This window comes from Kurthia sp. ISK08 (assembly GCF_046159805.1).
Taxonomy (GTDB): domain Bacteria; phylum Bacillota; class Bacilli; order Bacillales_A; family Planococcaceae; genus Kurthia; species Kurthia gibsonii.
This window is the reverse complement of record NZ_JBJXHL010000002.1, coordinates 467,214-481,376: the sequence shown is the minus strand read 5'-3', so window position 1 is coordinate 481,376 and position 14,163 is coordinate 467,214. Positions and strand designations below refer to the sequence as shown.

The 14,163-nt window shown below is 36.4% G+C and carries 14 protein-coding genes; 3 read left to right on the top strand and 11 right to left on the bottom strand.

The window, feature by feature from the left end; genetic code table 11:
* Positions 1-2 precede the first annotated feature (2 nt).
* Entirely contained in the window at positions 3-401 is a 399-nt protein-coding gene (gene mce / locus ACKVQX_RS05950; protein WP_068453045.1) for a methylmalonyl-CoA epimerase, read from the bottom strand.
* Positions 402-800: 399 nt separating this feature from the next.
* Here mce and prli42 point away from each other — a divergent pair, with 399 nt between their 5' ends.
* Together prli42 and ACKVQX_RS05940 are read left to right on the top strand one after the other, a co-directional pair.
* Complete coding sequence (gene prli42 / locus ACKVQX_RS05945; protein WP_156422349.1) at positions 801-899, top strand: stressosome-associated protein Prli42; 99 nt, start codon at positions 801-803, stop codon at positions 897-899.
* A gap of 241 nt (positions 900-1,140) precedes the next feature.
* Entirely contained in the window at positions 1,141-1,296 is a 156-nt protein-coding gene (locus ACKVQX_RS05940; RefSeq protein ID WP_342303039.1) for a hypothetical protein, read from the top strand.
* An 88-nt stretch (positions 1,297-1,384) separates the two neighbouring features.
* On the opposite strand, the gene ACKVQX_RS05935 is transcribed toward ACKVQX_RS05940, so the two are convergent.
* From ACKVQX_RS05935 to ACKVQX_RS05905, 7 genes are all read right to left on the bottom strand, one after another.
* Complete coding sequence (locus ACKVQX_RS05935) at positions 1,385-2,623, bottom strand: Zn-dependent hydrolase (RefSeq protein WP_409136087.1); 1,239 nt, start codon at positions 2,621-2,623, stop codon at positions 1,385-1,387.
* Complete coding sequence (locus ACKVQX_RS05930; RefSeq protein WP_325943028.1) at positions 2,613-4,109, bottom strand: sodium:solute symporter family protein; 1,497 nt, start codon at positions 4,107-4,109, stop codon at positions 2,613-2,615. The genes ACKVQX_RS05935 and ACKVQX_RS05930 overlap by 11 nt, the downstream gene beginning before the upstream one ends.
* The gene (locus ACKVQX_RS05925) at positions 4,106-4,306 is read right to left on the bottom strand and encodes a DUF3311 domain-containing protein (RefSeq protein ID WP_068453035.1); all 201 of its coding nucleotides are present in this window, start codon (positions 4,304-4,306) and stop codon (positions 4,106-4,108) included. The genes ACKVQX_RS05930 and ACKVQX_RS05925 overlap by 4 nt, the downstream gene beginning before the upstream one ends.
* Before the next feature lie 14 nt (positions 4,307-4,320).
* Positions 4,321-5,169, bottom strand: a complete 849-nt coding sequence (locus ACKVQX_RS05920; RefSeq protein ID WP_325943026.1) for a nitrilase-related carbon-nitrogen hydrolase — start codon at positions 5,167-5,169, stop codon at positions 4,321-4,323.
* A gap of 17 nt (positions 5,170-5,186) precedes the next feature.
* On the bottom strand, positions 5,187-6,818 hold the full coding sequence (locus ACKVQX_RS05915; protein WP_409136086.1) for an amidohydrolase: 1,632 nt from the start codon (positions 6,816-6,818) through the stop codon (positions 5,187-5,189).
* A 169-nt stretch (positions 6,819-6,987) separates the two neighbouring features.
* On the bottom strand, positions 6,988-7,989 hold the full coding sequence (locus tag ACKVQX_RS05910) for an aromatic acid exporter family protein (protein WP_197409942.1): 1,002 nt from the start codon (positions 7,987-7,989) through the stop codon (positions 6,988-6,990).
* Between the two features lie 118 nt (positions 7,990-8,107).
* Complete coding sequence (locus tag ACKVQX_RS05905) at positions 8,108-8,551, bottom strand: BrxA/BrxB family bacilliredoxin (protein WP_087680232.1); 444 nt, start codon at positions 8,549-8,551, stop codon at positions 8,108-8,110.
* A gap of 212 nt (positions 8,552-8,763) precedes the next feature.
* Between ACKVQX_RS05905 and ACKVQX_RS05900 the strand changes: the two genes are divergently transcribed.
* Complete coding sequence (locus tag ACKVQX_RS05900) at positions 8,764-9,174, top strand: GyrI-like domain-containing protein (RefSeq protein ID WP_368633983.1); 411 nt, start codon at positions 8,764-8,766, stop codon at positions 9,172-9,174.
* Between the two features lie 91 nt (positions 9,175-9,265).
* Here the strand turns inward: ACKVQX_RS05900 and meaB are convergent, their stop codons facing one another.
* Genes meaB through ACKVQX_RS05885 form a run of 3 tightly spaced genes read right to left on the bottom strand, consistent with a single transcriptional unit; the run spans position 9,266 to position 14,132 of the window.
* Positions 9,266-10,333, bottom strand: coding sequence for a methylmalonyl Co-A mutase-associated GTPase MeaB (gene meaB, locus ACKVQX_RS05895; protein ID WP_068453019.1), 1,068 nt, complete (start codon positions 10,331-10,333; stop codon positions 9,266-9,268).
* Positions 10,333-12,480, bottom strand: coding sequence for a methylmalonyl-CoA mutase (gene scpA / locus ACKVQX_RS05890; protein WP_068453016.1), 2,148 nt, complete (start codon positions 12,478-12,480; stop codon positions 10,333-10,335). The genes meaB and scpA overlap by 1 nt, the downstream gene beginning before the upstream one ends.
* Positions 12,477-14,132, bottom strand: coding sequence for a methylmalonyl-CoA mutase family protein (locus tag ACKVQX_RS05885; RefSeq protein WP_409136085.1), 1,656 nt, complete (start codon positions 14,130-14,132; stop codon positions 12,477-12,479). Before ACKVQX_RS05885 ends, scpA begins: the two co-directional genes overlap by 4 nt.
* Positions 14,133-14,163: the final 31 nt, after the last annotated feature.

Below are 14,163 nucleotides of genomic sequence, written 5' to 3'. Positions count from 1 at the left end.
TATTAGCTTCGATCAACTAGCTCGTAAAGTACACCAAAAGATGATTTCGGATGAATGAAGGCAACTTTTGCACCGCCAGCACCAATTTTTGGTTGCTCAGACAATAGACGGGCTCCCTCATTTTTCATACGTTCCATCTCCGTTTCAATTCCAACGACTTGTAATGCGATATGGTGAATTCCTTCACCGCGCTTTTCTAAGTGCTTGTGAATGGCACTTTCTTCACTAAGTGGTTCTAATAATTCGATATGTGTATTACCTGCATCAATGAATGCTACACGTACTTGTTCAGAAGCAACTTCTTCGACATTTAGAAGTTTCATACCGAGTACATCTGTATAATATGTAATACGTTCATCGAGATTATTGACAGCGATGCCAATGTGATCAACATTTTCCACGAGTCCCCAACTCCTTTTTGTTGTATAACACAATTGTAACTGATTTTTTCGTAAAACTCTACCTATATAATAATTTTTTCCAATGATAGCGATTACTTTTCTGAACAATCAGCCTATTCTAATAGTAAATGAAGGAAACAAAAAATCAAGGAAATACGTTTTTACGAGAAAATAAACGTAAAAACGTTCAAAATTTCGATTTTTACGGAATAAAAACAAGGATTCATTGTTCAGTGAGTTTTCAAAACATTCAAATGGTTGTGTTTTATTTTTTCATTAAATAATCTGTGTTATATAGTAGTTTCGAAAAGAAAATTCGCTCTTTTATGATTTTCCCTTTGCTCGAATACAAGGGATTTGTTAAAATGAAGTAACGATGCAAACAAGGAGAGAATCAACGTGAGCAATAAGAAATTTCAAAAAGCTGTTGTTATGACTATGATTGGAATTATGCTAATTTCAACAGTTATGTTTGGTTTATCTATTATATTATCGTAATATTGAAACTTTTCCCCCACTCGAACGTACTATATTCATATCGTAATTTGAAGGAGAAATGATTTCTTAATGAATTGAATGAAACTATTATTGATGATGAGTTATGTTGTAACGATTGCGGACGCATATTATGCAAGTTTTTTCACTGAGCATAAAACACCGCCACAATTACAGCTTGCACAAACCTCAAGTTTTGCAATTGAATATGCGCGGTAGCAAGCCTATTCGAAAAAAACGTCCAATGTATTGGAACGAATTATGGCGTGTAAATAAGCCGCAAATTTCACAATACTTACATCAATTATCTGTATATGGATGGATTCCTATACAAAAAGCTTTAATGCCTTTGCGTGAACCACCGCGTGCAAAACAATCGCGCTATACGCAGTTGTGTTAAAGTAAGGTATAACATAACAAAAACCAAAATCACGTTGAAGCGTGGTTTTGGTTTTTTTATTGTATAAAATACCGCATATTTTTCTTTATTAACTGTAGAATTTAGCTGATTTCTTTTTACAATCAAATTGATATACAGCATTTAATAAAACATTCACTCCATCTAAACATTGTTGTAAACTAGAATATTCTGCTTCATTATGACTAATGCCATCTAAACTTGGGATAAAGATCATAACAGAAGGAATCAAACTTGCAATAAATTGTGCATCATGCCCTGCACCACTATACATTTTTTTATATGATTTTTTAAGTGCCTTAGCGGAATCTTCTACAGTGCAGATTAATTCCGAGTTAAAATAAACGGTTTCTCTCGACCACAATTCTTCGTAAGTTCGTTTACATTTGCAAGGCTTTTCAACTGTTTGCTGAATAATTTTTCGAACCTCTTGTAAAACTTCTTCATCTTTATGTCTTGCTTCTAATGTAAAGCGCACATGTCCTGGAACGACTGTATGAATATTCGGTGCATTATAAATTCGGCCAAATGTAAAGACTAAATCTTCTGGTAAAAACAGCAACTGATCTTCTAAATCAATCATCAAACGTGCTGCCTCTAGTAATGCATCTTGTCGATAAATCATCGGTGTTGTTCCTGCATGATTTGCTTGTCCAAATATATTAATTTCATAGCACACCATACCGACTACACCTTCTACTACACCAATTTCAATCTGCTCTTTATCTAAAACAGGACCTTGTTCAATATGCAGTTCAAAATAACCTACGCCTTCTCGTAAACGATGTTCTTTTTCACCTCTCATCCCGCCATTATTTAAAGCTTGTTCGAATGTCGTCCCTTCCTCATCTCGTACTTTCAACATTTTTTCTTCAGAGAATTTCCCAGCCAATATACCTGAACACATCATGGCTGGATCAAAACGTGCACCTTCTTCGTTTGTAAAATTCACAATTAATAATGAATGTTCTAACTTGATATTTTCATCTCGTAGTGTTTCAACTACTTGTAATCCTGCAATAACACCTAATACGCCATCATAAGCTCCACCATTTAAAACACTGTCTAAATGCGAACCGATTACAATTGGTTGTAAATCAGGATTTTTCCCCATCTTTAAAGCATACATATTACCTAAGTCATCAATTGTTACTGTCATTTGAAGTTCCTCACAGCGCTTTTTAAAATAAGCTCTTGCTTGCAAATCTTCTTCAGATAAAGATAGACGTGAAACACCATTTTTAGCAGTCTTACCAAATTGACGAAACGATGTGATTTTTTCTTCTAAACTAGTTGAGTTACACTTCATTTATAATCTCCTCCTTTATTAATACCTTTTGTTGTTCTTTTTTAACGATTGATTTTGTGCATACACTTACAATTAAACCAACAATTAAATTAAGCACTAAGGCAACTGCCCCTAAATTCAAATCATTAATTTGTGAAGGGATATTTTCAAAGAATGTATTTAATTTAGATGATGTAATCGTCATATAGGCAATATAGAAAACTGCTACTGCAATACCACTCATTACGCCATATTTATTCAATATATTTGTACCATAAAAACTAAAAATAAGTGCTGGTACTAATTGTGAGATTAACGCATATGACATAATATTTAAAATTGCTAACGCATCTCCACCTGTAATGGTGAAAATAAAAGCGATTGCAATAATAATTAAAACAAAGCCTTTAGAAGCTGCTAACTGCTGGCGATCTGTAGCTGTAGGTCTTACTAATTTATAAAAGCCAGACATTAAACCAATCGAAGCAGACATGAGCATAACAGATGCTGGAACTAGTGCTGTCAGTAAACCGGCTGCTCCTACAATTCCAACAACCCACGGATTAAATGTATCGATTGTTAAACGTAAAAGAGATAAATCTCCTTCAGCACCTTGTAATCCTGGAATTTGAATCATAGCTGCAAAACCAATAAAGAATACGAATAATAATAACAATGTATAAAGTGGTAATGTAATGGCATTACGTTTTAGCGCTTTTGTACCCGATGCTGAAATTGTCACACTGAATGTATTTGGTAATAAATAAAAACCAAAAGCATTGAGTAAGATAGTAGATATAAACCAAGGTATACTCAAACCTGTTGATGATAACACAAGACTCTCAGGTCGTACTTGTTGCACCGCTTCAAACAGGGGTTGAATTCCACCAAAGTAATGATATGGAATATATACACCTAAAAAAACAATGACGATTAAAATCATGATATCTTTTAAAATAGCTGTCCACGCAGAACCATGAATCCCTGAAATAATTACATAGATTGTGATAATAATGGCGCCAATTGTACTGGCTACAACAGAATTAATTGCACCGTATGATGCCTCCGAAACAATAATCCCTAAACCCTTTAATTGAATAACAATATAAGGAATCATCGCAATCGCACCTAAAAAAGAAACGACTAAGCCTAGCACAGGACTTTTATATCTTGCTGCAAAGTATGCTGGCTGTGAAATGACATGATTTTCTTTTGAAAAGCGCCAAATTTTTGGTGCAATCCAATACGATAATACATAGGCAAGTGTAATATAAGCTGGAACATAGAATGCTGCTGCACCATTACTATAAGCCCAACCACTTCCTCCTAAAAAACTAAAAGTTGTATATACTTCACCAGCAGTTAGTAAAAAAACGAAGAGCGTTCCAAAACCTTTATTACCTGTTGCGAATTCATCCATGCTCATCTTCTTACCATGGGTTGCTCGAATTCCTAAATACAACGCGATAATTGCAAATGCAAAAATAATGATTAATGCTATATTCATTCGTTTTCACCTACTTTATTTTCAGGGTCTACTTTATAAATGATATACAAAATGAGCGATGATAAAACCATCCATAAAACAATCCAAAATAATAAAAAAGGTAACCCTAAAACATATGGCTCAATGCGATTGGCAAATGAAATACAACCTGCCATACCAATAAAAGGTATAATCAATAGTAATTTTAAATACTTCATCTTCTCTCCCCCTTTTAAATATGGTACAGATGTGCTCTTCTTTTACGATCTAAGAATGTTGTTGCTGCCCCATTCTTTCTTTTCTCATATAATAGATTTAGATCTAATGTTGCTGTGACACAATCTGTTTCATTAGATGTTACTTCACAAAGAACACCGTTAATAGACCAAGGTGGCTCTGAAGGAGCAATAATTGCTGCATGACCAAAGCCCTCCTGTATCACACCTGTTAACTTTCCAATTAGAGGAGCATGTAGAACATATATTTGATTTTCAATAGACCGCGCTAATGCACAATTTCGTACACGATAAAACCCATGTGGTGTAATGGTATAAGAAGGACAAAAAATGATATCTGCGCCTGCTTTTGTATACATAGTAGCAATTTCAGGAATTTCAATTTCATAACAAATCGCGATACCGATTTTTATCCCATCTATTTCAAAAATATTCAAATCATCCCCTTCTAAAGTTCCATAATGACTCTCAGCAGGAAAGATATGTGTTTTTCGATGCATTAAGAATTGTCCTTCTTTTGTAAAAATATATGCTGTATTATAAGTACCATCACTTTCTTCCAGCATAGAACCTGCGATAATACATTGCTGTCTTTCAAAAGCTTTTTTGGAAAAATAGCTTATATAATCTTCTATAAATATAGATAGTCCATCCATTTGACTCTCTTTTAAATATGAATAATCTTCTCTGATTGTTAATAAGTGCAGTCCTACAAGTTCTGGTAATAAAACAAATTGACTCGTAGATGGGATTTTACGGAATAGAAAATCCATTTGCTTCGTAAAATCCGAAAATACTTTACACTCTTGCATGGCGACCTGACAACTACTCACTTCTACTTTCATTTAGTTCACTCCTTCCTCTATACTTTATAAACCACTTCTCCCCCAATCACAGTTTGTACAACTTCTATATTTTTTAATTCATCTCTATTTGTTTTTGTAATTGCCTGATTTAAAATGATGTAATCTGCTAATTTTCCGCTTTCTAAGCTACCTTTTTGATGTTCTTCAAAGCTCGCATATGCACCGTTATACGTATAGATTTTTAATGCTTCCATCAAAGAAATTGATTGTCTTATCCCAAACGGTTGCCCAAGCGTTGTATGACGATTAATAGCTGTATGAATTCCAACCCATGGATTAACGGTTGTAATCGGTGCATCTGATCCAGCAGCTACTATTAATTGATGCTGTAAAAAATCTGCAACTGGATACATATAATCGATACGTTCACCGTAATTTTTTTCATAACTTTCGCCAAATTCATAAGGAAATGGTGGGTTTGGAATAGGTATAATTTGAAGCGCTTTCATTTTTTCTTGTAAATCAGGTGTCGTAATACCTGCATGTTCAATTCGATGGCGATGTGGTCTAGGATTTTCTTTTAAAGCACGTTCAATTACATTTAAATAACGTTCAATCGCTGCATCTCCTTGTGCATGTACCGTAATTTGATAACCCTTTGCATGTGCATCTCCTAATACTTCGTATAATTCATCTTCCGTATAAATAAACATACCGTAATCATTTTGATTACTTGTATAAGGTTCGCGCGTCGCAATTGTTGGTCCTGTACTACTTCCATCTACAAATAGCTTCGCTGGACCAATTTTAAAATGTGCATCACCTGTTCCTGTCACAACTCCGGATTTCATCATTGTTGTTGTAAAATCATAACAATTATTTAAACTACCAATCATAGCGTAAATTCGTAACTTGACTCGTCTTTCATGAGAAGCTAATTGCAGTTGTCGAAAACTATCTGCATTAAATGTTCCTGCTTCATGAATACTTGTGATGCCAACTTTGAAAAAATCTTGTTGCGCTAGTTGCATAGCTTCTTCTAATTCTTCCATTGTATAAGTTGCTTGCTCATTTAATTGCATATAAGCTGTTTCTAATAACCTTCCAGTTAATTTTCCAGTTTGATCTTTTTCAATTTCGCCACCTTGTGGGTTAGGTGTCTGTTCATCGATATTAGCCATTAAAAGCCCTAGACTATTCACTACACCAATATGACCACATGTGCGCGTAATCATAATCGGATGTTTTGTTGAAATGACATCTAGATCCTCTTTTAATGGATAACATTTTTCATCCATACTCAATTCATTAAAGCCATTTACTCGAACCCAATGCCCTTCTTCTGTTTCTAGAACTCTTTTTTGAATTGCTTCGTATAATTGAGTTAAATTCTTAATTTTCAGACTTTTACAATCGATATTTATTTTTGTTACACCATACATAACAAAATGTAAATGTGCATCGATAATTCCTGGCATAAGTGTCTTACCTTGTAAGTTAATTTCTTCTACAGCGGTTATTTTGTCGGCCTTTAATCGTAATTCTTCGTATGTTCCAACCGCTTCAATTACTTGATCTTTAATTAAAATCGCCTCTACAATCTCATTCGTGTTATTCATTGTTAAAATTTCACCATTATAATAAAGTTGATTCACTTTTAACACCTGCTTTCCAAATTTGTACAACATTTGTATATTTATCTTACATGATTCTAACGTTTCTATATTGGACGTATTGTAAATTAAAAAAGCATTTTACGCTACTTTATGTTTAATTAAAGCTATTTTAATCATTTTTAATGTCGAATAAAAATACCTATGTATGATATAAAACATAATCACATAGGTATTTTTTATTTTATTTATGATTTTTCAATCGTCCTTTTTTCACGTTAAGTCCTTCAAAGTTTTGTTTGATGGCTAAATATTCATCCATTTCTTCTATAAAGACATAAAGCGCAGACATGGCTAAAAATTCTTCGTGATTTTTAGGCATTGGCATTTCTTCAAAACGTTCTCGTACACGTTGTAACTTCCTTCTACTCTCTGTTACAGTATTACCTGAATGTACGTTCTCAGATAGTTCTCCTACAAAATCAGCCACAATCTTTGAATGTGCAACAGATGCAGGTAGACTTGTGATTTTAGGTAGGACGCGCTCGATAATTTCAAGCTGTTTTTCACGAATATCAAAGTAACGATAATATACATCTTCTTTACGTGCTAAGTGATTTTCGACGTCCATGTAGGCAAGTGACTTCCCTTTCGCTACGCTTTTTTCAGCAATTAGTAGTTCTTTACCATCCCAAGATGTATCACCTGTTCGTAAATACTTTTCAATTTCATGAAAAATAGCACTGTATGCTTCTTCAATCGCAATACGATGCTTATTCAAACCTTTACTAATATCTGGCATATAAAAGTTGATTAAAAATCCTACACCAAATCCAACAAGCATCAATAATAATTCATTATATAAGAGAGGTAATGTAAATTCCCCTGAATTAAAGATTTGTAGGACGATGACGACACTTGATACGAAGGCCGCTGTAATATGGAACATGACGAGGAGTGGTAAAAATAAGAGAATTAAAACCCCCAACGTAATGACATTATATCCGCCAATTGAAAATAAAATATAGGAAAGTAATAAGGATAATAATCCTGCGGCTACACGCGTATAAATCGCATGAACAGACTTTCTTTTTGTCGTCTGAATGGACAGGATGGTTAAAATCCCTGCGGATGTATAGTATTCGAGATCGAGAAATGATGCAATACCAATTGCTACCGCAATCCCGACAGCTGTTTTTAATGTACGATAGCCAATTGAAAAGCGCTTGATTTTTTTAAGTTTCATACATGGCCTCCTCACATAATAGGTTACCACAGATTTGGTTTAGAAAACGTTTTTTACAAAATTCTTACATAATTGAAAAGAAGGAACTGCTTAGCGCAATCCCTCCCCTTTAAACATATTAAACTTCTTCACAGAAATCTTCAAATTGCGATTGAAGATGTGTAATAACAGCCATTGGTTCATGACCTTCGATTTCATGGCGTGGAACTTCTGCCACTACTTGACCATCTTTCATTAAAACAAATGATGGTGATGATGGAATATGATCTTCCCCGAAGAAAGCACGTGCCATTGCTGTTGCTTCTTTATCTTGTCCTGCAAATACAGTTACAAGGTGATCTGGACGTTTTGGATAGTTAATCGAGTGAACTGCTGCTGGACGTGCAATACCACCTGCACAACCACATACAGAGTTCACCATGAATAATGTTGTTCCTTCGCGTTTTACAGCGTCTTCTACTGCTTCCACTGTTTTTAATTCTTCATAACCATTGCCCGATAATTCACCGCGCGCTTGGTTTAACATATCTTGATAAAATAAATCATAGTCATTCATATTCAAATAACTCCCTTCACAATTAGCTCCTTACTATCATACATTAGATTCTTTTGAATTCAAAGCGTCCGAATCGGTTTTAACTAAATTAATTTATTTACAAGAATAATTATGAGAATATTCCTAAATCTCAAATAAAATGTTTGGCTATTTTGAAATACGTGTATATAATAGAGTTAGTTACACCCTACTATTTGAATATGAGGAGGTTCCAGCCAATGCAAACACGTGTACAAGAAGTAAAGGATTTTGTGATTTCGGGTTTAAAGATTCATGAATGTAAAACGGACGATATTTCTGAACAATGGGAAGAACTTGCAGAAGTGCTGGAAGATTACGACGTACAACATGACGTATTATACGGTGTTTTTGTCGATTTAACGGACGATGGTATTCGTTATTTAGCAGGTATTAAAGAAGATTATATGCCTGAGGACGTACCAACTGAAAGTGTATCCATCGCATCCGGTAAATACCTCGTTGGGGAGCTTAGTTCAATCAATGACCTTGAAAAAGCATTCAGAGAATTAAGCAGCCACCAAGACTACATCCATCGTCCAGGTATTAGTTTCGAAAAGTATAAAGGGAAAGCGCTAGACCAAATTGAGATTTGGGTTCCAATTGAATAATTTATAACAATATGCCATACAACTACATTTGTTGTGTGGCATTTTTTAAATCAAAAAAAGCAGTGATGCACTGTGACATCACTGCTTTTTACTATGGTTTAAAAAGTGTTTCAATTCCTTGTGAAACGGTTAATTCACCTTTTAAAATCTCTTTTTCTAAGGCTTGTACGATTTCTTTTTTGCCTTGCGTACCGTAAAAATCATCTACAAGACGGTCTAAAATCATGGAGCGGAACCAATCGGTTGTTTGATGATTTCTGCGATTCAACCAAACACCATTTTCAAGTGCTTGCTCTTTGAATGCTTCAATCGTCTCCCATACTTTGTCGAGCCCTTTATTTTCATAAGAGGAAGCTGACATCGCTTTTGTCGTCCAATGCGGCGTTGCAGGTTGTAGTAAATGTAAGATTTGCTTATACTCTGCAACGGTCTTACGCGCATTTCGTACATTATCACCATCCGCTTTATGCACAACAATCGTATCTGCTAATTCCATGATCCCTTTTTTCATACCTTGTAGTTCGTCTCCTGCCCCTGTTAATACAAGAAGCAAGAAGAAATCTACCATACCACGTACAATAGTCTCACTCTGCCCAACACCGACAGTCTCAATTAAAATCACATCATACCCTGCTGCTTCACAAAGTAACATTGTTTCACGTGTTTTTTTATGCACACCGCCAAGCGTTCCAGCAGAAGGAGATGGTCGAATATAAGCACGTGAGTCACGCGACAATTCTTCCATCCGTGTTTTATCGCCTAAAATACTCCCGCCTGTAATCGAAGAACTCGGATCAATCGCAAGTACCGCTACGCGATGGCCTTGTTCAATTAACATCTTGCCGAAAGTTTCGATGAACGTACTTTTTCCTGCTCCCGGCACACCCGTGATGCCGATACGAATCGACTTCCCTGTATGTGGAAGCAGTTCTTTTAATAGCGCCTGTCCTTCTGCTTTATCATCGATATTTGCACTCTCAAGTAGTGTAATGGCCTTAGCAAGATGTAATTTCGAACCACTTCGTACGTCTGTAGCTAATTCGTCAATCGCAATCGGTTTACGTTTTTTAACAAATTTACGTCGTTTGGATTTTTGCATCCCGTCATGACTCGCTTTTACACCTGGTTGTACAAAAAGCGCTGATTCTTTTTCAGACATTATGCTTCTTCGTAACCTAAACGTTCATAGATGATTTCAATCATTTTTTGAGAAGCAATAGGCAATACCGTACCAGGTCCGAAAATTGCTGCTGCTCCTGCTTCATATAAGAAATCATAGTCTTGTGCTGGAATAACACCGCCCACGATGACAACGATATCTTCACGACCTAATTTTTTAAGCTCTGCAATTAATTCAGGTACAAGCGTTTTATGTCCCGCTGCTAATGACGATACGCCAACACAGTGAACATCATTTTCTACAGCCATAATTGCTGCTTCTTCTGGTGTCATAAACAGTGGTGAAATATCCACGTCGAAACCAAAGTCAGCATACGCTGTTGCAACAACTTTTGCACCGCGGTCATGTCCATCTTGTCCCATTTTTGCTACAAGAATACGTGGACGACGACCTTCATTTTCTAAGAATTCATCTGTCATTTCTTTAATTTCTTTGATGGCATCTGCATCTGAATAGTTTGAAGCATATACACCGCTAATTGAGCGAATAACTGCTTTGTGACGGTCTGATACTTCTTCGATCGCATCTGATATTTCACCTAATGTCGCACGCGCACGCGCTGCATCTACTGCTACAGCTAATAAGTTTTCGCTACCATCTGCTGCTGCTTTTGTTAAACGTGCTAAATGACGTTTCACTTCTGCTTCGTCACGCTCTGCTTTCATTTTATTAATACGGTCAATTTGTGATTGACGTACTAATGTGTTATCAATATCTAAAATTTCAATTGGTTCTTCTTCATCTAAACGGTAACGATTTACGCCGATAATCGTTTCTGCTTTTGAATCGATTTTTGCTTGGCGTTTCGCTGCAGCTTCTTCAACCTTCATCTTCGGTAAGCCTGTTTCAATCGCTTTCGCCATACCACCAAGTTCTTCAACTTCATTGATTAGTTTCCATGCTGATTGTGTTAGTTCATCTGTTAACTTCTCAACATAGTATGAACCACCCCATGGATCAATCACTTTTGTCATCGTTGTTTCTTCTTGTAAGAATAGCTGTGTATTACGTGCAATACGCGCTGAGAAGTCCGTTGGTAATGCAATCGCTTCATCTAATGCATTCGTATGAAGTGATTGTGTATGTCCCATTGTTGCCGCATTCGCTTCAATTAACGTACGTGTCACGTTATTGAATGGATCTTGTTCTGTTAATGACCATCCAGATGTTTGTGAGTGTGTACGAAGCGCCAATGTTTTTGGATTTTTCGGGTTAAATGTTGACATCATTTGTGCCCAAATACGACGTGCTGCACGCATTTTAGCGATTTCCATATAATAGTTCATACCAATCGCCCAGAAGAATGATAGACGCGGAGCAAACTTATCAATATCGATTCCTGCTTTTAAACCTGTACGCACGTATTCTAAACCGTCAGCTAATGTATAAGCTAACTCAATATCATTCGTCGCACCAGCTTCTTGAATATGGTAGCCCGAAATTGAAATCGAGTTGAACTTCGGCATGAATTTTGACGTATATTCAAAAATATCTGCAATGATTTTCATCGACATTTCAGGTGGGTAGATGTACGTATTACGCACCATGTACTCTTTTAAAATATCGTTTTGAATCGTACCTGCTAATTTGTCTGGTGTAACGCCCTGTTCTTCTGCTGTTACAATGTAAAACGCAAGAATTGGAAGTACAGCACCATTCATTGTCATCGATACAGACATTTGATCGAGTGGAATGCCATCAAATAAGATTTTTGTATCTTCAACCGAGTCAATTGCAACACCCGCTTTACCAACATCACCTGTTACACGCGGATGATCTGAGTCATAACCACGGTGTGTCGCTAAGTCAAAGGCAACTGAAAGACCTTTTTGTCCCATCGCAAGATTTCGGCGGTAGAAAGCATTTGATTCTTCCGCTGTTGAGAAACCTGCATATTGACGAATCGTCCATGGACGACCTACATACATCGTTGGATATGGTCCACGTGTATTGGGTGCAATCCCTGCTACATCATTTAGATGTTGTAAACCTTCATTATCTACAGCTGTATAAACAGGTTTTACAGGAATTTCTTCATTCGTCATAAATGTTTCTTGCGTCGTTTCAAATGGTTCTTTCGTTAATACTTCATCGATGTCAATTTTGTGGAATGTTGGATTGCTCATCGTTGAACCTCCTTCATGCTTGCGTGAACAGTTGTTAGTTTTTCATAAATATTCAACCCTGCAAAGATATAGCCATTTAAGCCTTTTTCCGTCCAGTTCGCATCAAACTTACCCGCCACATCAAAGATGACATGTTCAGGTTTTGCAGCAAGTAATGCTTCCATAACTGCTTTTGTATCTTCATCTGTTGCTGAAAGGACAACATAGTCTGCTGTTGTTGTCGTTAACATATGCACGATTTCTGTTAAATCGACTGTTGGTTCTGTTACTTCTGGTACGATACCAGCCGTTGCTAACACACCTTTTACAAAGTCTGTACGTGGTTTTGTCGTTTTTAGCTCACCGTATGTTAAGATTTGTGCCTTCATCGGATGTTCTTTGAATGTCACACGTAACTCTTCAAATGGTTGTGCTAAACGATTTACTTCTACAAACGTTTCAGCAGGTACTTCTTCTGTTGCATCTGCATAATTATTTGTACCAACTAATACCGTTTTACGCTTTTTCACTTTTTCAATGCGTTCAGACCATGAAGCTTGAAGATCCGCTTTAATCATCTCGCTTGCTGCCTCGTAGCCACCTGCTTCTTCAATTTTCAAGAAGTAAGCCCATGCTTCTTTTACAAGGTCATGCGTTAATGTTTCGATAAAGTATGAACCACCTGAAGGATCGATTACTTTCGTTACTTGTGATTCTTCTTTAATTACGAGTGCAACATTTCGTGCAATACGAACCGATTGATTTGTAGGTCCAGTCAAAATGTTATGTGGATGAACAGTTAGTAAATCTGCTCCACCGATTACTGCTGAAAACGCTTCATTTCCAGCGCGCAGTAAATTCACGTAAACGTCTAACTTCGAAAATGAACGAAGTGATGTTTCCGTAGCGATATGAACTGGTTGTGGTGTCTCAACACCGTACGCTTTTGCAAACGCTTTCCATAATACTCTGAAAGCACGGATTTTAGCAATTGCCATAAAGAAGTGTGTATCTAAAGCAAATGAAACGAAGAACTTTTTCTCTACTTCTTCAAAAGATGCACCTTTCATAAATTCTGCTGCTTGTGCAAGTGCAATCGCTAATTCTTGTATAGATGTTGCACCTTCATAATGTGCTGATAATACATTTGCATTGAATGTACGAACATTCGGAAAATCAGGTAAGTCAATTGGTTGTGTTGATTGTACATAACCTACTTGTTCTTTATTTGTGATGAATTCGAACACACCAAGTACGGCTTCATCTTCTATATTTAAACGGAATGGGTGAGCTGATAGTAATGCACCTAATTGCTTTAATGCATCTTCTGTCCACTCAAATGCTACCTTTCCAACTGTTACATATTGATTTCCACGTTGAAGCGCATCTTTTGCTTGTGCGATGAATGCCTCAATATTCTCACCATAGGCTGCCTGTGCTACCCCAAAAGCACCTTCAGCTTTCATTGTGCGAATCGTCGAAATTTGTTCCTCCAGTTTACCATCAATCTTTTCAAACAAACTCTCTTTTGTGTAGAGTGGCTCGAGTGTAATCCCCTCGATTGTTTTAGTCAACAAAGATTCAAATGGTTTACCTTTTAATGCTCCTTCTGCTGCCGTTTTCCAGTCAGCATAAGTTGCTTGTTCAAATGTTACTTCTCTCATGTTTGTCATATGGACGCGTTGACGCTTCCCCCCTTCAATG

Excerpts from the sequence above, each read along its gene's own strand:
- ACKVQX_RS05940 (WP_342303039.1), top strand. The coding sequence starts at position 1,141 with ATGTATTGGAACGAATTATGGCGTGTAAATAAGCCGCAAATTTCACAA.
- ACKVQX_RS05935 (WP_409136087.1), bottom strand. The coding sequence starts at position 2,623 with ATGAAGTGTAACTCAACTAGTTTAGAAGAAAAAATCACATCGTTTCGT.
- ACKVQX_RS05930 (WP_325943028.1), bottom strand. The coding sequence starts at position 4,109 with ATGAATATAGCATTAATCATTATTTTTGCATTTGCAATTATCGCGTTG.
- ACKVQX_RS05925 (WP_068453035.1), bottom strand. The coding sequence starts at position 4,306 with ATGAAGTATTTAAAATTACTATTGATTATACCTTTTATTGGTATGGCA.
- ACKVQX_RS05920 (WP_325943026.1), bottom strand. The coding sequence starts at position 5,169 with ATGAAAGTAGAAGTGAGTAGTTGTCAGGTCGCCATGCAAGAGTGTAAA.
- ACKVQX_RS05915 (WP_409136086.1), bottom strand. The coding sequence starts at position 6,818 with ATGTTGTACAAATTTGGAAAGCAGGTGTTAAAAGTGAATCAACTTTAT.
- ACKVQX_RS05910 (WP_197409942.1), bottom strand. The coding sequence starts at position 7,989 with ATGAAACTTAAAAAAATCAAGCGCTTTTCAATTGGCTATCGTACATTA.
- ACKVQX_RS05900 (WP_368633983.1), top strand. The coding sequence starts at position 8,764 with ATGCAAACACGTGTACAAGAAGTAAAGGATTTTGTGATTTCGGGTTTA.
- meaB (WP_068453019.1), bottom strand. The coding sequence starts at position 10,333 with ATGTCTGAAAAAGAATCAGCGCTTTTTGTACAACCAGGTGTAAAAGCG.
- scpA (WP_068453016.1), bottom strand. The coding sequence starts at position 12,480 with ATGAGCAATCCAACATTCCACAAAATTGACATCGATGAAGTATTAACG.
- ACKVQX_RS05885 (WP_409136085.1), bottom strand. The coding sequence starts at position 14,132 with ATGACAAACATGAGAGAAGTAACATTTGAACAAGCAACTTATGCTGAC.